The 19,301-nt window shown below is 40.9% G+C and carries 14 protein-coding genes; 3 read left to right on the forward strand and 11 right to left on the reverse strand.

The genetic code is table 11. From position 1 onward, the window contains the following. Positions 1-74 precede the first annotated feature (74 nt). A protein-coding gene (gene prfB / locus GXK58_RS11015; protein WP_160722675.1) for a peptide chain release factor 2 occupies positions 75-1,176 on the reverse strand; the annotation gives its coding sequence in 2 pieces (ribosomal slippage) (positions 75-1,103 and positions 1,105-1,176; 1,101 coding nt in all). A gap of 282 nt (positions 1,177-1,458) precedes the next feature. On the opposite strand from prfB, the gene GXK58_RS11020 reads away from it, so the two are divergent. Then, positions 1,459-3,381, forward strand: coding sequence for an SEC-C metal-binding domain-containing protein (locus GXK58_RS11020; protein WP_160722677.1), 1,923 nt, complete (start codon positions 1,459-1,461; stop codon positions 3,379-3,381). A 28-nt stretch (positions 3,382-3,409) separates the two neighbouring features. Here GXK58_RS11020 and GXK58_RS11025 read toward each other — a convergent pair whose 3' ends face one another. The 6 genes from GXK58_RS11025 to GXK58_RS11050 form a co-directional block, all read right to left on the reverse strand. Beyond that, positions 3,410-5,107, reverse strand: a complete 1,698-nt coding sequence (locus GXK58_RS11025) for a cytochrome c3 family protein (RefSeq protein ID WP_160722679.1) — start codon at positions 5,105-5,107, stop codon at positions 3,410-3,412. 272 nt (positions 5,108-5,379) lie between these two features. Continuing rightward, positions 5,380-7,176 carry a cytochrome c3 family protein gene (locus GXK58_RS11030; RefSeq protein WP_160722681.1) on the reverse strand — a complete coding sequence of 599 codons (1,797 nt, stop codon included), beginning with the start codon at positions 7,174-7,176 and terminating at the stop codon, positions 5,380-5,382. Positions 7,177-7,296: 120 nt separating this feature from the next. Then, the gene (locus GXK58_RS11035; protein ID WP_160722683.1) at positions 7,297-8,265 is read right to left on the reverse strand and encodes a 6-bladed beta-propeller; all 969 of its coding nucleotides are present in this window, start codon (positions 8,263-8,265) and stop codon (positions 7,297-7,299) included. A gap of 18 nt (positions 8,266-8,283) precedes the next feature. Further along, entirely contained in the window at positions 8,284-8,973 is a 690-nt protein-coding gene (locus GXK58_RS11040) for a tetratricopeptide repeat protein (protein ID WP_160722685.1), read from the reverse strand. A 29-nt stretch (positions 8,974-9,002) separates the two neighbouring features. Then, positions 9,003-10,163, reverse strand: a complete 1,161-nt coding sequence (locus tag GXK58_RS11045) for a NapC/NirT family cytochrome c (RefSeq protein ID WP_160722687.1) — start codon at positions 10,161-10,163, stop codon at positions 9,003-9,005. A gap of 24 nt (positions 10,164-10,187) precedes the next feature. Further along, the gene (locus GXK58_RS11050) at positions 10,188-11,603 is read right to left on the reverse strand and encodes a cytochrome c3 family protein (protein WP_237389631.1); all 1,416 of its coding nucleotides are present in this window, start codon (positions 11,601-11,603) and stop codon (positions 10,188-10,190) included. A gap of 497 nt (positions 11,604-12,100) precedes the next feature. On the opposite strand from GXK58_RS11050, the gene secA reads away from it, so the two are divergent. Continuing rightward, positions 12,101-14,611 (forward strand): preprotein translocase subunit SecA, encoded by a 2,511-nt coding sequence (secA, locus tag GXK58_RS11055; RefSeq protein WP_160722689.1) that lies wholly within the window; start codon positions 12,101-12,103, stop codon positions 14,609-14,611. A gap of 166 nt (positions 14,612-14,777) precedes the next feature. Here the strand turns inward: secA and GXK58_RS11060 are convergent, their stop codons facing one another. Together GXK58_RS11060 and hpf are read right to left on the reverse strand one after the other, a co-directional pair. Then, positions 14,778-15,620 carry a DUF1028 domain-containing protein gene (locus GXK58_RS11060; RefSeq protein ID WP_160722691.1) on the reverse strand — a complete coding sequence of 281 codons (843 nt, stop codon included), beginning with the start codon at positions 15,618-15,620 and terminating at the stop codon, positions 14,778-14,780. 117 nt (positions 15,621-15,737) lie between these two features. Then, positions 15,738-16,286: a ribosome hibernation-promoting factor, HPF/YfiA family gene (gene hpf / locus GXK58_RS11065; RefSeq protein WP_160722693.1), complete on the reverse strand. Its 549-nt coding sequence runs from the start codon at positions 16,284-16,286 to the stop codon at positions 15,738-15,740. 274 nt (positions 16,287-16,560) lie between these two features. Here hpf and GXK58_RS11070 point away from each other — a divergent pair, with 274 nt between their 5' ends. Further along, complete coding sequence (locus GXK58_RS11070; protein WP_160722695.1) at positions 16,561-17,058, forward strand: spore coat protein; 498 nt, start codon at positions 16,561-16,563, stop codon at positions 17,056-17,058. Positions 17,059-17,077: 19 nt separating this feature from the next. On the opposite strand, the gene GXK58_RS11075 is transcribed toward GXK58_RS11070, so the two are convergent. Together GXK58_RS11075 and GXK58_RS11080 are read right to left on the reverse strand one after the other, a co-directional pair. Next, positions 17,078-17,794 (reverse strand): ComF family protein, encoded by a 717-nt coding sequence (locus GXK58_RS11075; RefSeq protein WP_160722697.1) that lies wholly within the window; start codon positions 17,792-17,794, stop codon positions 17,078-17,080. Beyond that, on the reverse strand, positions 17,791-19,296 hold the full coding sequence (locus GXK58_RS11080) for a DEAD/DEAH box helicase (protein ID WP_337248174.1): 1,506 nt from the start codon (positions 19,294-19,296) through the stop codon (positions 17,791-17,793). The genes GXK58_RS11075 and GXK58_RS11080 overlap by 4 nt, the downstream gene beginning before the upstream one ends. Positions 19,297-19,301: the final 5 nt, after the last annotated feature.

Genomic DNA, 19,301 nt, shown 5'->3' on the forward strand with positions numbered 1-19,301 from the left:
CCTCATCGGGTAATGAAGCGTCCGTTTTAGTAAAAAAGCCTTTGCTGAGTAAATCAGCAAAGGCTCTTTCAATATTATGAAATTCTAGAACGTAAATAGGCATTAATAAATGGATCCAAGTCCCCATCCATGACCGCTTGAACATTACCAGATTCCGTACTTGTACGATGGTCTTTCACCATAGAATATGGGTGGAACACATAGGAACGGATTTGGCTTCCCCAGCCGATTTCCTTCTGTTCACCGCGGATTTCCAATAGTTCTTGCTCCTGGCGCTCAATTTCCCGTTGATACAGCTTCGCTTTTAACATTTTCATTGCTGACTCGCGGTTTTTAATCTGTGAACGTTCCGATTGGCAGGTAACGACAACCCCCGTTGGCAGGTGGGTAATCCGGACTGCCGAATCTGTTGTATTGATATGCTGTCCACCTGCACCCGTTGCACGATAAGTATCAATTTTTAAATCCTCTGTACGAACTTCCACCTGAATTTCTTCATTAAATTCAGGCATGACCTCACAGGAAACAAACGAGGTGTGCCGGCGGCCAGATGAATCGAATGGCGAAATCCGAACAAGCCGGTGTACTCCTTTTTCTGCTTTCAAATAGCCATAGGCATTATGCCCTTTAATCGACAAGGTGACACTCTTGATTCCGGCTTCATCACCAGGAAGATAGTCAAGCGTTTCAACCTTAAAGCCCTTTTTCTCTGCCCAGCGGGTATACATCCGAAGCAGCATCGATCCCCAGTCCTGAGATTCCGTTCCACCAGCACCTGGATGCAGCTCTAGGATCGCATTATTTTTATCATATTCCTCACTCAACAGAAGCTGAAGTTCAAACTGGCCTAGGCGGCTTGTCAATTGCTCCAGTTCTTCTTCGAGTTCAGCCTTTAATTCTTGGTCATCCTCTTCTTTGACAAGTTCATAGGTGATTTCGAGATTTTCATAAGACTCGTTTAAGCCCATGAACTCATTCACCTGATCTTTTAACGCATTTGCTTCACTAATAACGGCCTGGGCCTTCTCCTGATCATTCCAGAAATCAGGCTGCAGCATCTCATCATCTAGCTCAGCAATTCTCGCCTCTTTATTTTCTAGGTCAAAGAGACCCCCTAAAGTCCGCTAATTTCTTAGCTGTTTTTTCAAGTTCATTCCGAATTTCTGCTAATTCCATGTTCTTCACCTCTATAAAAATAATCATTACCTTTGTAAAATTAGTCAATCCCTATCCATTATAGCGTGAGAACCCTGTTAAATTCAAAATTAGGCCGCACTTTTTAAAAATCACTCCTCTGTTTAGACAAAAATAAAACGTAAAAATCCACTAAATATCCTTAGTATTTATATATTTCATTGTGTCTAAGATGGTACTATTAAATAGGAACAAATTGGATTTTACGGATAACTTATATATAAAAAATGTTTAGGCTATATTACCGAAAGGAGAATGGAGAAGATGAACCGTAATGAACTTTGTCCTTGCGGGAGTGGAAAAAAGTATAAAAAGTGCTGCGGAGCACATGATGCCATTTCCATCACCGAGGTGCTCGTAAATGAAATAGAATATCTTCAAAAACAATTCCTCCATTTTGCTTATTATCACTTCGGCCATGAAATCGCAGAAGATTTTGAAATCCTTGAGGAGAGTATGGATTTTGAAAATGAACAGGAGCGGGAATTCTTTGAAGCGATTCACTCCATTTGGTTTGCTCTGTTTGCAGAGTTGGATGATGGTGATACCGTTATTAAAAAATTCATCTCAGCTGAAGCCGGAAAAATAAAACGCCCTAAATTAAAGCATATTTTGCAATCATGGACTTCTGCAAGGACGATTGCCGGGAAGATCGTATCTTTTAATGATCACACACTGACTGTTGAAGATGGCTTCACCTCAGAACAATTAGAGGCATTGATCTTTAATGATTCCTATCAGGTAAAAGAGGGGTCGTTCTTTATTGGGATCCTGCTGCCATTTGAACAAAAGAATGTATTCTTCCCATCACTTTTGGAATTACCTGGCCTCAACGCGGATCTTGCCTTTTCCTATATTGAAGATAACAGCTTCGATTATGATTACGACACACCACAAGAATATCTGACTGACTACTTCATGGAGGTAATCAGTGAGCTTCCAATGGTGGGAGGACTCTTGGAAGTCGATGAAATGGACTGGCCTGCTCCTATCTACAGGGAAATAGCCCTTCTCTTTAAGGAGAAGATGGAACTATTTCTACCGTCTCCGGTGATAGATACTGGTGTGGTTCTCTGGAATCATTTTTGTCAGAAAAAACAAAAACGAATTCAAAATCCCAATATTTATGTAGCCGCCCTTCATTATTTAGTCACAACGATTGCACCCATCGATAGGCGACTAACGAAAAAGGAACTTGCGAACCTGTATGGTGTTTCTGCAGGAAGCCTTTCCTCGGTCGTCACGGAACTTGAACATGAATTGGCTGAAGAAATAGCCCAGTTAAACAGGCTTGTTGACAGCAGTGATGAACAAGAGCCTGCCATCCAATTGGCCTCTGTGATTGATTTTCCTAAGCATAAAGATTCTCAAGCTTCTGAGCCTGCTCCGGGACAATCAACGATCATGACCCTTCAAGGTACTGCAGAAAAGCATGGGAAGAAAACGACAGGACGAAAGGTTTCCAAGCGCAATGAAGAAAGGGCCCGCAGCTTGATTTATGATGCGATGCAAACCGATGGAAAACAGCGATATAAGCTGGCTGAAGAAGCATTAAAACTGAATCCAAATTGTGTGGATGCCTATGTGATTCTTGCGGAAAAAACAAAGAGCTTAGAGGAAGCGATTTTGCTGTTTGAAAAAGGAATCAAGGCCGGGGAAACAGAACTTGGCAAAGCCTTTTTCAAAGAAAACACGGGCTATTTCTGGGGATTGCTTGAAACAAGACCCTTAATGCGGGCAAAGCTTCATTATGCTGAAGCACTTTCCCTTTTAGGAAATGTAGATCAGGCGGTCCGGCAATATGAAGAGCTGCTGGATTTAAACCCTATGGATAACCAGGGTGTCCGGTTCTCGTTGTTTGTGGCTTATATGGACTTGGGAGAGTTTAACAAAGCTCATGCGCTCTTAGAACAATATGATGATGAAACGGCGCAGCATTTATACAACAAGCTGCTGCTGGAATTATATGAAAGTGGCTTTACCGCACGAGCCGAAATGCTCTTGAAGGGGGCAAAGAAGGAAAATAAACATGTGATTGGGTACTTAACCGGTAAAAAAAGATTGCCTGCCTATCCTCCTGAATACTATGGTTTCGGGGATGAAAATGAAGCGATTGTTTATGCAGATATGCATTTGCGGTTGTGGAAGAAGATTGATGGATTGGAGATGTGGTTGAAGGGGAAATGAAAAACGAGAGGGTTCTCCCTCTCGTTTTTTATGGAGCCACAACATCAGTCGTTTCGGTCGTTGGGGTAACTTGTTCGTCTGGTGGTGAACTAGCATCATCATCTGGTAATGGTTCAGATGCAGGCGTGGCTGAATCATTGCTAGTATCAGAAGTCGATGAACTAGTATCAGTCTGTGTTGTACTATTTGTTTCCGCAGCTGGATTGGTCGTAGTTGAAGATTCCTTCGCGGCACTTGTTTCTGTTGTTTCATTGGTTGTTGTAGTTGTTACAGGATCAGGTAAAGGGACATACTTTGGCCCATGAGCCGCACTCAATATTCGGTCACTATTTAAGGATCCAGTACCATGACACAAAGAGCAGGCTTCAGTTTGACTAGAATGATATTCTGGGCTTGGAAGCTTAGCTGTGACACCATAAATAGATGTAGATCCATTATGACATTTCATACAAAATTGTTTTTCGGTATTAACATCCCAATCTTTTATACCACCTGTAAATGTAAAACCATCGGTTGGATTGTCGTGACCAAATGTACTTCTCAATAAATATGAGTTATTGGATCCATGTGTTTCATGACATTCCGCACATGGCATGAACCCTTGCAATTTACTGCCATCTTGGGCTGTAATAGAATGCTGTGTGGAAACACCATCTGTATAGTATTTCTTGATATCCGTATGACAAGAGAGGCATAAAGAATAATTATCCATACTGCCGTCAGCTGTTAGAGCCTTTTTATATTTAAGGAACTCATAGTAACCATTTTTAAAAGTTGTCGTGTCAAAGATACTTTTATTTGTGTTAGAAGCCGAATCCAATACTGTGTTTTCTTCATGGCAATTTATACAAGAGTTTTCTATGCTATCTACTTTTAAACTGGTTAGTCCTCTTTGGTTGAGATCTGCCGCTTTATGATTATAAACATAATGGTCCTTTAATAGATTGGGGTTGTCTTTACTCCAATCTAAGTGTGGGTTGTGACAGGTAGTGCAGGATTGCTGCTGCAATTTGTCTATACCAGCAGTATGATGGTTTTTACTTTCTTGATTTTCAATGGCTGGTGCATTGAGAGTTCCATCGTGACATGCCATGCAATAGTTCTCTGTGGCATCGTCACTTGGTTTTACTTCTAGTGTATCGGTTGACCCTTTATGGGTACTGTGACAAGTCGAACACATATTAGTGTTTAATGTGTAATGACCATGCGGATTGGAACTTGTATGATGAGATTGATCGTCAAAGTCCTCCCAGTCAACATTTGTCTTAGTAGTAAATTTAAATGATATATTATTAATTTTATTAATTGCAGGATCACCTATGTAACTTGGTTGAATACTTGCTATAAAAGATTTATTTAGCTCAAAGTCATTTTCCGGCTCAAAGGTAATACTATAAGCCAGCATGCCTGGAATGTTAAGATCCTTTAATGTCGAAGTACCAGTGATTTCCGCATCACCCTGTATTACCTTAATAGCTTTTTGCTCGTTTATCTGTGCTATAGGTTTTTGGTCTACAATAGTAAATTTTATCTTAGCATCTTTGGGGATATTGGTTAAATCATCTCCAAGTAATTCTGTATTATCTGGTAATACTATTCCTGTTCCAGATATATCAGATGCAGAGACCAAGTTATTTGGAATTGCAAGCGCTAAGCCTATTAAAAAGAGGAATAAGATTAATAAACTAGTGGTATATACTATTTTATATCTTGTTAGAAGATTCATTCGATTCATCTCTTTTTCTGTTAATTTATTTATGCCGGACATGTTTCTTCCATTATTAATAAGAATTACAAGTCAATTATAGCAATGAAAAGGCGTGTATTTGGGGCTTAAATAGAGCAATTTTTTGACAGTTTTCCAAAATGAGAGGATAATAGAAGGAATATGGAAAAATCCATAAAAACAAGGTAACAATATTACTATTGCTACCTTGTTTTAGGAGTTTAATACTTTTCATTTAGTCATCAAATATTGGCAGATATTTGATGACTTTTTTAGTAGTTGGATCCCCTTGCAGCTCCAGGTTGACCAGATACTGGTCTCTCTTTGTTGTTAGGGTTACCTAAGAATTGTTCACCTTGACCATGACATGCATAACATACTGACATACCAGTATAACGTTTTAATGCAGATGATGGGTTAGGGTCTTTTAAATAATCAAGTGCAGCAGTAGGAGTCATTCCTGCTTCTACTTTTTCAAAATAGTTTTGATCGTTTGCATCACTCATTAACTGAGATTCTGAACCGTGCGCAAAGTGACAGCGTACACACGTTAAATTGTCAGCTCCTGTTTTGTGGCGGTGAGCTGTTGTGTAAGTACCAGTGTCATTTGTACGTGTAGCAGATAGATAGTCTGTGTGACATGCTGAGCAATATTTGCTCATTTGAAGACCACTGTCCACAACATAGTTTGCATTTGCAGTATCAAATAGAGAAGCAATATTATCTGTTGTTTCAACATCAACACCGATAGCGATTTGAGCAGTTGAAACATTGTCTACCGCTGAACCAGATGCAAAACCATCTTTCCAAACAACGTTTAATGTGTTTGTAATGTCAGTTCCAGTTGAATCCTTAAAGAATGTGTCTGCATTACTAAATGGAGCACCTACGTGACCTTTGTCTCTTAACCATAAAGAGTAATCGGCAACATATTTACTTCCATCCCATCTGTAAGTTTGGATGACCTTGTCTCCAGCAGCCAATTTAGCACGAGAATATAAGTAGCCGTACTTAGTTTTATCAGTAGAGATATCACTAGCAGTAAGAGTTTTCTTTACTAGAATGTAAGGTGTGCTGAATGTTGTTGGCACTGTTGAGTTAACACTAAGATTTTGGAATAACTTTCCGTTTTGAGTATCCTTAGTTGTAGTAGAATAAGCTACTTGCGCCCAGCCCATAGGGTCTAAGTTCAAGTTGTTTTCGCTTGAAGTACCAGAACCGTGCGCAGCGTGACAGCTTGCACAATCAAATTCTGCACCCCAAGTACTTGCCCCTACTGAGCCTTTTGCTGTATCAGGATTGTTGTTTCCTCCTGGTGCAGCACTCACTTGTAAAGAGCCGTCTGCATCATGAAGGGAACCATTGTGTCCTGCTGTCTGAACGTTGAATGTCCCTGAAATGCTATCAGCATTTTCCTCTGAAACTGGAGCAAATGAGTTATAGGCACCTGTTGTACCATCATGACATGCGGAACATGTGCTGTAAGTACCGTCTTTAAATAATAAGTATTCGCCGTCAGCTGCTGTATGTGTTTGGTGACAGCTAGCACAAGAGTTTGTGTTGTTAGTATAGAAACCATGAACTTTTTGACCAGTTCTTTGTTTTCTTGTATTGTTGTAACCAGTTTGGTTAGCGTTTTGTAATCCGCTGCCGTCTTTATCCACATGGTCATCTGGTAATTGATACATACCAGTGTTATGTGAATCAGTAACTAAACCAGTAGATTTAGAAAGTGGCGTTGTTCCATATCTAGCATAAAGTTCTACTGTATAAACAGTGCCAGGTGTTACAACTGAAGCAGGAATTGTTACACTCCCCTTAAGAGTTGTAGCATCAACATGGATGTCATAATAACTTTTTACAACTGTATCACCTAATTTAAGTGACATGTCATAACTTGAATCCTTTGTTTCTCCATTCGCTGTATTTGCATTAAATGGAACCACAAGATCTAAACCAGATTGATATGGCTTTAGTCCATATGGATCTTTCGCGAATGCAGCAGTGCTAAGGATTCCCACTAAAAAGATGGCAAGAATTAGTGAGAAACTCATTTTGATCTTACTCATTCCAAAAACCTCCCATTTTTTCTCTCTTTCTCTCTCTCTTTTTCTCTCTTCATTTTTCTATTTCCTTTGAAACCTATGTCCTTCTTCTTGATGCATCACCTCCTTCAATGGTTTAACAGATTAATAGTATAGACCGACCCTTTGGTTAACCGTATCAGTTACAAAAACTTCTCCTTTATCGTCAACAAATAATCCGTTGGGCAAATAGAATTGTTCTTTTTCGGCTCCCATGGTTCCAAACTGATAAACCTGTTTACCATTTTTATCAAATCCGTATATGTTATGAGTCATGTTATCAACCATTAGCAGTGTCCCATCACCCAAAACACCCACACCGCGCGGATTGACAAACTTAGATTCACCTTTTCCATCTGTTGAACCATTTATAATACGAGTGAATTTACCATCTTTATTAAAAATGACGATCCGCTGGTTCCCGGTATCAGACACAATAATATTTTGATCCTCATCAATAGTTACTGAATTTGGTGCATTTAATAGGTCGTCTATGCTAGAGGCAGCGGTAATTTCTAATAATTTTTTTCCTTCTAAGCTATAAACCATTACCTTATTTTGTTGGATATCAGTAATGTATAACTTTTTGTTATAAATCCTTAGTCCGCCAGGCGACTTAATAAAATCAGCCTTTTTATTTTCATCGGTAAAGTATTTAATAAACTTTCCTTTTGGAGTAAAAACAGAAATTTTACCATTGTAAAGATCAGCAACATAGACATTTCCATCTTTGTCTCCGGTAATGCCATAAGGAAATTGGAATTCACCATCTCCAGTCCCTTTTTTACCAAACTTAAATATAGGGGTCCCAGATGTATCAAATACTTGAATCTGTTGATGGTTTGTATCTGAAACGTAAACATATTCACCTATTTTTGTGACATCCATTGGTTTACTAAGAGGTGTTTCCATGTCCCCCTGTAAATAGTAACTTAACTCTGGCGGACCGCCCTTAACAGTACTTGCCACCTTTACAGCATCATCCTGAAGATTGAAGAAGTAAATGACAGCAAATAACACAGCAGTAAGACCAACGATGGTGCCCATCCATATATACATGGTTTTCTTCTTCAAGGAATCCATCTCCTGTTCTTATTTGTTTTTCGAATTTAATCTATCTAAAGCGTTCAATGCAGGTTTATAGGTTGGATCAAATGATAATGATTCTTTGAACAATTGCTCTGCTTCTTTTTTCTTACCTTGAGCTTCTGCAACTAATCCAGCTTCATAAATAACATCAGTATTTCCGTTTTTTAACCGATATGCTTCTTGTAATGCCTCTGTTGCTTTGTCATACATCTTTAATTTTCTATAGCTTCTGCCTTTTAAAAGATGGCCTTTATAGTCCCTCGGAGAGATCTTTACAGCCTTGATAGCCATCTGTAAGGCATCATCAATACGTTTTTCTTTGTCATATACAATGCTCAAGTTGAGATAAGCATCAAAATAGTTTTTATCTAAGCTCTTTGCCGTTTGGTATTGTTTAATAGCTGCACTATCATCACCTTTTAAATAGTAGGTGTAACCAAGCTGGATTCTAAGTTTAGGATCATTTGGTTTTTCATCCACCTGCTCTTTGTAAAAAGTTAACTGTTTATCGAGTTGCGCATCTTTTTTATTCCAAAGATATTTATCACTAACGTAATAACCAGCGGATAAACAAATTGCTAATGTGACAGCAAGAATAATCAAAGATTGCCACCAGGTAACTCTATCTTTTTTTGCCTTTTTTGCCTTTTCTCTTGAAGGTTCTTGGGCATTAGGCTGAATAGCACTTTCCATATTAGCCCTCCTAATCTAGTAAATTACAATTATTCCTTATGACAGGCTGTACACTTAGGCTTATAGTGACATGTATAACATTTATCAACCGGTTTTTGCGTGTCAGATAACGGGATTGGATGCCCTTCTTTATAATTCTTCTCTGCATGACTGGCTGGATGGCAAGTGTTACAAGTGACTGTATTAGTTTTATTGAATCCTGTTTTTTGATAATCGTGACAGGTTAAACATTTTTGTTTATCTTTTTCAGCCAGTGGGCCGTGTAAATTAACAAACCCTTTTACGTGACTTGCAGGTCTTGTTGAGTGGCAGTCCTTACAGAAAGTATTTTCCCTTGCATAATCTTCTGCTGAAATTGATTTATTGGTAACAGTTCCTGTCGAAAGAAATTGTTGGGTCGGCGATATACTCTTTAAATCTTGTATCACTTCATCTGACATGTATTGATGACAGCTATTGCATTTGTCAATATCCTTTTTAGCAGCTTCGCCATGTTCTCCTGTTTTAAATGTTGCCTGTTTATGAGATTTAGGATACATATCGCTTGAATGACATGTTTTACATTCATTTGAAACTTCGCGTGCCTCATGGCATTCAATACAAGTTTCCATTTTGGTCCTTGTGAACTTAATCTCACTCATCATTGATTTTCCAAGTGAGCTATCCCACTTGTCATAATCTGATTTGAACGTTACATTCCTTTCAGAGATTTTCCCGTGTGCAACACCGCTGTGACATTGTGTACATTTAATATCTTTCGCTAAATGTTTATCATGCGGAATGATTAAATCACCAGAAGAGGTCACTTGACGGTTATTCATATCATGACATTGTTCACAGGCCGAATTAGGTATCTCTTTCGGCATTTGGATTGGCGCTGTATACGTATTTGTTTCCTTTGCAAAAATTTTAGTAATTCCTTCTGCTTTATCTTTGGCTATATTTTTGGCCCCCGGCTGTACATGGCAGCTTACACAGTCAACCTCACTATGGGAAGAAGCTTTCCAAGTATAGTATTCAGGTTTCATCTCATGACAGGATGAACAAAAAGATGAACTTGAGCTTGCCTCTAGCCCAAATGTACCTAAGGCAAAAAACAGGGCTAGAAACAAGACTGTTAGTGTCAAAATTTTTATTAATTTATAACGATATTGCGGAGGGGCCGAGCGTGTTTCTTTTTCTTCTTCCATAAAAGCGTCCCTCCAGATTAAGAATTAATTTTTTGCATCATCTTTAAAGCCCGTTCTATGACAATATTGACAATAAACATCTGTTGGTGCTTTTGGTGTGGTTGTACCTTCTGCAGGTTTCTCATTATCATGGCAGACAAAACATTCCTCTTTCTGATCTGCTGTTTTCGCTTTACTAGCATGAGCAGTTAACCATTGATCACTGTTCCCATGACCAGCAGGGCGGTCTGTATGACAGGCACTGCAGTATTTATTAATACGTGTTTGCTCTTTTACAACCGTTAGGTTTGGTTCATAATTAGGAGTTTCTTTCATTTTTAGCAGAGAGATTATATCTTCTTTTGGAATGGCTCTTGACCATTTTGAATCCTGGTGACAGTCCATACACTGATCCAGCTTGTTGATCGCTGTGGTACCGTGATTTCCATTCCATCCTTCTACTTTATGACTCTTAGGAACTTCTATCTTTTTATGACAAGTTTCACAAGCCATTGAGAGCTTGACATCTTTTTGCTGCTTACCAATCGCTTGCAGGATAATTTCTTGTGTTTTTTGGTCATGCACTGCGGCTGTTTCTGCATCCGTTTTTTCAGTTTCCGTTGCTGCAGGTTCAGTAGAAACAGTAGTTGCTTTACCAGTTGGCTCTTCTTTATTCTCCTCAAGTGTTTTCTCAACCTCTTCAGGATTTGGCGGCACGCTGTATGCAGGGTCAAGCCATGGTTTCACACCGTTGTTTACTTGATCATGACAGTCAATGCATGTCCCCATATTCGGTCTTAAATATTTTTCTTCCATTAACTTTTCAGCGTTTTCTGCTGTCCATTTTCCGCGAACCTCTTCTGTATTAATGCCGCGAGTCGCCATTTTCGCATGAACAACCCCTGCGTGACAGGTAATACAAGGAACTCCTTCTTCGATATGTCCTTTGTGGTTCACCTTTAAATCACCTGAAGCGGTAACTAAGCGGTTTTTCGAGTGACATTGTAAACAGTTTTCATTGGAGACGGCTTCTTCTTCTGTCTGTACAATCTGTTCTGGTACTCCAGTTGCGTGATAATACAATTCCTTCAGTGATTTCATTTTGTGTGTGATCATATTTACCGCCCCCGGCTTAATATGACACTGGACACAGGAAATCTGATTATGGGCGCTGGCTGTATAGGAAGAATATTCTGGCTGCATTTCATGACAGCTCGCACAAAATGTTGGAGAGTTGGTCATCTGTAAGACTCCATATCCCCCGCCAAACACAACTATACAACCAACTAATGAAACAAATAATAACTTCCATCTATTAACTGGATTTTTCCAGTCAATCGCTCTGAACTTTTGCCAGAGTTTACGAATCGGGCCAATGTTTTTTCTCTTTTTTCTAGTTTCGGGTTCTGTCTCTGTATGTTTCTTTTTCCCCCAGATGGCCACTTCACTCACCCTTCCCATATCGGACTTTTTCTCTATTTATTTTCCAATTAAACCTCTCTAAAGGTAGTATCTAACATTGCAAGAGTATATTCCAATGTACAATTTGTGAATATTTTTTCATACTTCACCATAGGTTGTTTTTACCTAAAAACAACATACAAATGTTGTTATACAGGGGTTTAGTTAGCACTATGCGCACATTGTTAAATTTGAACAATATTAATTTTTATACAAAATACAGTTAACTTATGCAAAACATATACATATTTTTGTCCTCCCCAGTCTTACTGCCATCAGTCTGTCATAATTGACGAAAAATCGAATCTTTGATAACGCTTTATTAGTCGTTTCATGCTCAGATAATATATAATAGTAGAATCACGGTTTTTACTCCGCTTTAACATTGTTGTCACTGTAAAAAGTAAATGGTAAGATGAAAAGTGATATTATTGTACATTTGACAGGGTTATTTTTTATTGTGAATTAGTCTCAGGATAAAGGAGCGTTCATCAGGTATGGGGATTTTAAATAAAGTATTTGATTTGAACAAACGCGAGTTGAAGCGGTTAGATAAGCTCGCGGCTAAGATTGACGAGCTTGCTGCCGCAACCGAAAGATTATCGGATGATCAGCTTCGTGAGAAAACAGAAGAATTTAAAGCGCGCTATCAAAAAGGCGAAACACTTGATGATTTGCTTGTAGAAGCATTCGCGGTTGTCCGTGAAGGAGCCCGCCGTGTGCTGGGATTATACCCGTACCACGTTCAATTAATGGGTGGTATTTCTCTTCATGAAGGAAATATTTCCGAGATGAAGACAGGGGAAGGTAAAACATTAACGGCAACCATGCCGGTTTACTTAAATGCTTTATCTGGTAAAGGGGTTCACGTTGTTACTGTCAACGAATACTTGGCCAGCCGTGACGCCACAGAAATGGGTCAGTTATATGAGTTTTTAGGACTGACTGTCGGCTTAAACCTGAACAGCATGGATAGTGATGAAAAGCAGGCTGCCTATGCTGCCGATATCACTTATGGAACAAACAACGAATTTGGTTTCGACTACCTTCGTGACAATATGGTCCTTTACAAGGAACAAAAGGTTCAGCGCCCGCTTTTCTATGCGGTCATTGACGAGGTCGACTCGATCTTAATTGACGAAGCCCGTACACCATTAATCATTTCAGGTTCGGCACAAAAATCAACAGCCCTCTATATTCAAGCGAATGCGTTTGTAAGAATGCTGACCAAAGATGTGGATTACACCTATGATGAAAAAACAAAAGGAGTCATGCTGACTGAAGAAGGGATTGCCAAATCTGAAAAAGCGTTTGGTATCGAAAATCTCTTTGATATGGCACATGTGACCTTGAACCATCATATTAACCAAGCATTGAAAGCAAATGTCAGCATGCACCTTGATGTCGACTATGTCGTTCAAGACGGCGAAATTGTCATTGTTGACCAGTTTACCGGCCGTTTGATGAAGGGGCGCCGCTACAGTGAAGGCTTGCACCAGGCGATTGAAGCGAAAGAAGGCCTAGAGGTGCAGAACGAAAGCATGACCATGGCTACGATTACCTTCCAGAACTACTTCCGTATGTATGAAAAATTAGCCGGTATGACCGGTACAGCGAAGACGGAAGAAGAGGAATTCCGCAACATTTATAATATGAATGTTATTGTCATTCCAACGAACCGGCCGATTGCCCGTGACGACCGTGCGGATTTAATTTACTCATCTATGGACGGCAAATTCCGTGCCGTGGTGGAGGATATTGCCGATCGTCATCAAAAAGGACAACCCGTACTTGTTGGTACAGTGGCAATTGAAACATCTGAATTGATTTCAAATTATTTATCGAAAAAACGCATTCCACATAATGTCTTAAATGCGAAAAATCATGAACGGGAAGCAGAAATCATTGCTCAAGCAGGCCACAAGGGCTCAGTAACGATCGCAACCAACATGGCCGGCCGTGGTACGGATATTAAGCTTGGTGAAGGTGTCATTGACCTAGGCGGACTTGCAGTTATTGGTACAGAGCGCCATGAGAGCCGCCGGATCGATAATCAGCTTCGCGGACGTTCTGGGCGTCAAGGGGACCCTGGTGTGACTCAGTTCTACTTATCGATGGAAGACGAATTGATGCGCCGCTTTGGTTCTGACAATATGAAAGCGATGATGCAAAGACTAGGGATGGACGATACCCAGCCAATTCAGAGTAAGATGGTCTCCCGCGCTGTTGAATCCGCGCAAAAACGAGTGGAGGGTAATAACTTCGATGCCCGTAAACAGCTCTTGCAGTATGATGATGTTCTTCGTCAACAGCGTGAAATCATCTACTCTCAGCGTGATGAAGTATTGGAATCTGAAAATCTGCGTGACATCGTTCAGAAAATGATCCTTAACTCAATTGAACGGAATGTAGATGTCCACGCCCCTCGCCATGAGGATGAGGAAGACTGGGATCTCCAAGCAATTGTGGACCATGTTCATGCCAACCTTCTTCATGAGGGCGATATTACCGTTGAGGACTTAAAAGGCAAAGAGCCGGATGAGATGGTCGAAGAGATTTTTGCAAAAGTTAAAGAGCGCTACGAAGAAAAAGAACAGATTCTCTTCCCTGAACAAATGCGTGAATTTGAGAAGGTCGTCACACTCCGGGCGGTTGACTCTAAGTGGACGGACCATATCGATGCGATGGATCAGCTTCGACAAGGAATCCATTTACGTGCTTATGGACAAATCGATCCGCTTCGTGAATACCAGCATGAAGGGTTCGCAATGTTTGAAGCGATGATTCAATCGATTGAAGATGAGACGGCAATGTACATCATGAAGGCGGAGATTCGCAATAACCTTGAGCGCCAAGAGGTAGCAAAAGGCCAAGCCGTGAATCCTAAGGAAGACGGCGAACCTGTGAAGCAGAAGCCAAAGGTAAAACAGATTGATGTTGGCCGAAACGATCCATGTATTTGCGGAAGCGGTAAGAAGTATAAGAACTGCTGCGGAGCGGGGAAATAAACAAATCTATTAAAGTAAAGGTCAGCAGAAATAATGCTGACCTTTTTATCTATTTAAGAATGTTATCCACATAGTAACAAAAATGCTGTGTTTAATGTGTATAAGATTCTGAATTTTGTGGGTAACTGCAAAGAAAAAGAGTTATCCACATGGGGATAACTCTTTTTCAGCTATTTTTCATATACTCCAATATCTCTGAATCGATCATCCCTGCAGGCTGTTCTCTCATTTCAAAGTTTTCGGTATGAATAAAATTAGTTAAGGCGCGAAATACGTCCTCTTCCGTAAAAGCATGACCTTTTAGATAACCCCATTTTCCCAGCTGCTCCACTAAATCTGCTTTTACTTTACCTTCAATCGGAACAATCTTGTCCGGGTTAGAAGGCGAAAAATATAACTGCTGCAGCTCAAAAATTCGAATCAGCTCTTTAATGGGAGCGGGATGGTCGTCGACGCGGAGATCAATATAGCGATCATTAAACCCTCCGTAGCCGCCAGCTTCCTTCACCACATAAAGGGCCGCTGACTGCTGGCCTCTGCTATCGCCGCCTGCAGCTTGTCCGGCATCCAATGCTGCCAGGAGTTTTTTGGCAAGCGTTCCTTCCGTCTTTTCAAACACTCGTGCCATTGCTTCCACAGTTTTTTCATCCACTAAAATATTACCTTGTGCCGCAAAATGAGTCCCGGTTATCCCGCCTGCCCAATCATAGCATTCCTTGCCTGTGAACGTAGCTGCATTCCCAGCCGCATCAATCAAGCCGAACTGACGCATCTCACGCTCAGGATCATCTGCAATTAATAACTCAACTACCTCCATTGCGGTTTTACCCTGTGCCATTAATTCAAGCGCTTTGGGACCATAAGAAGTATTGGCATACGACTGGGTGGCCACTGCACCTGCTCCGGCTTTTGCCCATGGAACAACCGCGCCTACTCCTAAAAACTTGGATTGGACAGCAATGCCCCATTCTTTCTCAATGGGATCGTAGCCGACGATAGAAAATGTCATGACGTAGCCTCCACTATTTTTACGTTAATTATATAAGAAAAACAGTCTTTAGCAAATCGAAAAAGTTATATTCACCAAAAAACGCTGCTCCATAAGGAACAGCGTTAGTCATTCATATTAATGAGCTTCAATCAAGCCATAACGGCCATCTTTCCGCTTATATACAACATTGGTACGGTTAGTATCAGAATTTGTGAAAACATAGAAGCTGTGGCCAAGCATGTTCATTTGCAGGATTGCTTCCTCACTGTCCATAGGTTTCAAATCAAAACGCTTGGTCCGGACTAATTCAAGATCTTCATCTTCATAATCGTGAACATCAGGGCTTTCAGGTGCTGCAAAAGTGAAAGAAGGTTCCCCTTTTTCACGGAATTTACGGTTCACCTTTGTTTTATGCTTACGGATTTGACGCTCAAGTTTGTCAGTGATTAAATCAATTGCTGCATACATATCAACATTTGTTTCTTCTGCACGTAAGACTAATTGTGGCAGCGGGATAGTTACTTCTACTTTAGATGATTTATCTTGATTGAATTTAAGATTCACGTGTACTGTTGCATCTGGTGCCTCAGTAAAATAGCGCTCTAATTTAGTAATTTTCTTCTCAACATACTCTCTAATTGCTGGAGTAACCTCAATGTTTTCGCCACGTACGTTATACTTCATGTGGACTCCTCCTTTTGATGGGGCTATGTATTAACAATTCTATTTTACCCTGTTAGATTCCTGCTAAATCACGACAGAAATTTTGTCGAATTATTGACAAAAACAACAAGAAAATAGTAACAAAGGTAGATACAATTATTGACATGACATTATTCATTTATCTAAAATGAATGGTTATTCATATATTTATTGTATTATTTTGGAGGACAATTTGCCACTAAAATACCCTGGGAATAGGTTACAGTGATGTGAACACGAATGGAGGATGCAAAACATGGAACAGGAAAATAGAAAAGCCCTTGCCTGGCATGAAACCTTGGAATTACATGAGTTAGTGGCATTCCAGTCGGTTGGATTAATGAAACTTAAAATGTCCATTAAAATGGTTAACGACCCTGAGCTAAAAGAATTATACAGAATGTGTATTCAAGACCTTGAAAAAAATCTAAAAGAGTTGCTGAAGTATTATCCTTCTGCTCCAGTCGATCAAACTCGTGAAGAGGAAGAGATCCGCGAAGATATCGGCTTTTTTGCTGCAGACCTGTTAGCCTTATCAAAAACAATGGTACGTAATCTGGCAATCGCCATTACCGAAACAGCTACCCCAGCTTTACGCAAAACATTCACCAACCAGCTGATGGGCGCCATTCAAGGGCATGAAAGAGTCTTTAGCTATATGCACAAGCATGGATACTATCCAGCCTACGATTTAGCTCTTTTACTCGGACATGATATTGAAAATGCACAAAAAGCACTAAAAATGAGATTCTAATGCGGAGGCGGGGAGGCAGCTACCTAGAGATCGTAAAAGACTGGATGCTCTCGGCCCCCGCCTCTTTTAACAGTTTGGCTCCATGTCTCAGTGTGGAGCCGGTTGTATAGATGTCATCGATTAATAAGATCTTTTTGCCTTCGATCTCAGCATCAGGATTGATTTTGAAAACTTGCGGAATATGGATCCGCTCTGCTCTTGATTTTTTGGACTGTTTTTCGGAATGGATGCGCGTGAGGATTCCAGCTGGAGTCAATCCGGCAAATGTTAGAACCGCTGCTGCCTGATTAAATCCGCGCTCATACAGCCGTTCATCGCTTAGAGGAATCGGAACAAGCAGGTCGGGAACAATTCGGGAGATTTCTTTTTTAAAATGTTCAGCAAATATCTTTGCCAATACATAATCGCCGCGAAATTTGTATGTGGCGATCAGTTCTTTTAAAAAATCATTGTAGACATAAAGAGAGTGGTTTTTTTCAAGGAACCCCTGCCATTCAAGGTTCTCCTCCCAGCGAGTACAATCATGGCATAGATCGCCATCACGGAAGGATTCTGGTAAATCGTGAAACGGCCGGGCACAGATCCGGCAGGTTTCCCCTTCAATTTTTTCAAGCTTCCCTTCGCAAGCTGGGCACAGGAGCGGTTCTTTTTCTTTTGAAAATAGCGCCACCCAGCCAATGACTGGCACGATGGTGGTATGGCAATAGAGACAGCGGTCCTCTTGAAATATACTCATTTTGCTTCCCCCTGCGCATCAAGTAAGCCTTTTTTAAATCCTTCTCGATTCATAGTAATAATTTGTTTTTTCGCCTTTAGCATTTCTTCGGTTTTTCCGTAATGGAAAAAGGACACGACACCCTTTGGGTGATCCTTGCTCCGCCCTGCCCTGCCGGCTATTTGAACGAGAGCACTTTCGGTAAAAATAGAGTCCTCGGCACCCACTACTGCCACATCGATATTCGGAAAAGTAACGCCTCGTTCAAGGATGGTGGTAGTGAGCAGCATGGGAATATCCTTGTTGCGCATTTTTTGAACCTTGTTTTTTCGGTCAGGATCTTCGGCGTGGACCGCCTCAATTGCCGGATGCAGCTGACGCAGGATTTTCAGGGCTTTTTCCATTAGTGGAATATGTGAAAAAAAGACTAACGTCTGCTTGCCTGATTGAATTCGTTTTTTAATCCAATGAATGATATTTGGGGGCAGTTTTCCCTTTTGAAGCTGTTTTTGCCAGTTGCCGCACCATACAAATTCCGGGACGGGCAGCGGTTTGCGATGGAAACGGGCCGGAATGGTGGTATAAGCCCTTTTGCCAGTTAGGCATTCTCGCTGCCATTTAGTATTGGGTGTTGCCGTGAGATAGATCATTGCCGATTCTGGTTTGCGCGCATGAATGGCCGCATGCTGGAGTGATTCCTCTGCTGTATACGGAAAGGCGTCGACTTCATCTAAAATGACCGCATCGAATGCATGATAAAACCGGAGGAGTTGATGGGTTGTGGCGATGGTTAATGGTGCATATAGATGACGGTCTTCACTTCCTCCGTAAAGGGATGCGATGGGAATTTCAGGAAAGGCTGCTTTTAATCTCGGGGTCAGTTCTAGGACGACATCTGTTCTTGGGGTGCTTATGCATATTCTTTTGTCTGCGGCGAGGGCGGACGCAATTCCAGCAAATAGTACCTCCGTTTTACCTGCGCCGCATACAGCCCATACCAGGTGCTCTTGATTTTGACGGATGGCCTCGACGACCTGGACAGATGCTGTTTTTTGTCCTCCAGAAAGGGAGCCTTGCCATGCCATGATTTGATCAGGGAGTTGGATTACCGGGGGCGGGCCATTCCAGCCAATGAGCGGGGTGCATTCGCTGATTCTTCCCATCATGAGGCATTTGCGGCAGTATAGACAATTTTCTTTACATCGGGCGCATGGAAAGGTGGCAAACCACTGGGGGTCCTTGTTTCCGCACCGGGCGCAGATGGGTTGTTTACCGTTTTTGTTGATTCCTTTTCGGTAGGTAACATATCCATTTTGGTAATGTTCTTGAATTTCAGTCAGTTCGAATGGTAGGTCATCTAAAAGAAGCTGTTTGCCGGTTAGAAAGTGCTGCAAATCCTTGTTGTAGGCGTATAATGGATTGGGCTCAGGCTGTGGGATGGTTGGGAGGTTTGAGATTGGAAAGGAATGATCGTTTGTTGACATGCTTGGGATGATTAGCTGGTCTTTTAAGATAAATCGCAAATGTG

This window comes from Bacillus sp. USDA818B3_A (assembly GCF_009928415.1).
GTDB lineage: Bacteria > Bacillota > Bacilli > Bacillales > Cytobacillaceae > Neobacillus.

Bases quoted from the DNA above. Each gene is read 5' to 3' on its own strand.
- GXK58_RS11025 (WP_160722679.1), bottom strand. From the start codon at position 5,107: ATGAATCTTCTAACAAGATATAAAATAGTATATACCACTAGTTTATTA.
- GXK58_RS11070 (WP_160722695.1), top strand. From the start codon at position 16,561: ATGGAACAGGAAAATAGAAAAGCCCTTGCCTGGCATGAAACCTTGGAA.
- GXK58_RS11020 (WP_160722677.1), top strand. From the start codon at position 1,459: ATGAACCGTAATGAACTTTGTCCTTGCGGGAGTGGAAAAAAGTATAAA.
- GXK58_RS11050 (WP_237389631.1), bottom strand. From the start codon at position 11,603: ATGGGAAGGGTGAGTGAAGTGGCCATCTGGGGGAAAAAGAAACATACA.
- hpf (WP_160722693.1), bottom strand. From the start codon at position 16,286: ATGAAGTATAACGTACGTGGCGAAAACATTGAGGTTACTCCAGCAATT.
- GXK58_RS11030 (WP_160722681.1), bottom strand. From the start codon at position 7,176: ATGAGTAAGATCAAAATGAGTTTCTCACTAATTCTTGCCATCTTTTTA.
- secA (WP_160722689.1), top strand. From the start codon at position 12,101: ATGGGGATTTTAAATAAAGTATTTGATTTGAACAAACGCGAGTTGAAG.
- GXK58_RS11060 (WP_160722691.1), bottom strand. From the start codon at position 15,620: ATGACATTTTCTATCGTCGGCTACGATCCCATTGAGAAAGAATGGGGC.
- GXK58_RS11045 (WP_160722687.1), bottom strand. From the start codon at position 10,163: ATGGAAGAAGAAAAAGAAACACGCTCGGCCCCTCCGCAATATCGTTAT.
- GXK58_RS11040 (WP_160722685.1), bottom strand. From the start codon at position 8,973: ATGGAAAGTGCTATTCAGCCTAATGCCCAAGAACCTTCAAGAGAAAAG.
- GXK58_RS11075 (WP_160722697.1), bottom strand. From the start codon at position 17,794: ATGAGTATATTTCAAGAGGACCGCTGTCTCTATTGCCATACCACCATC.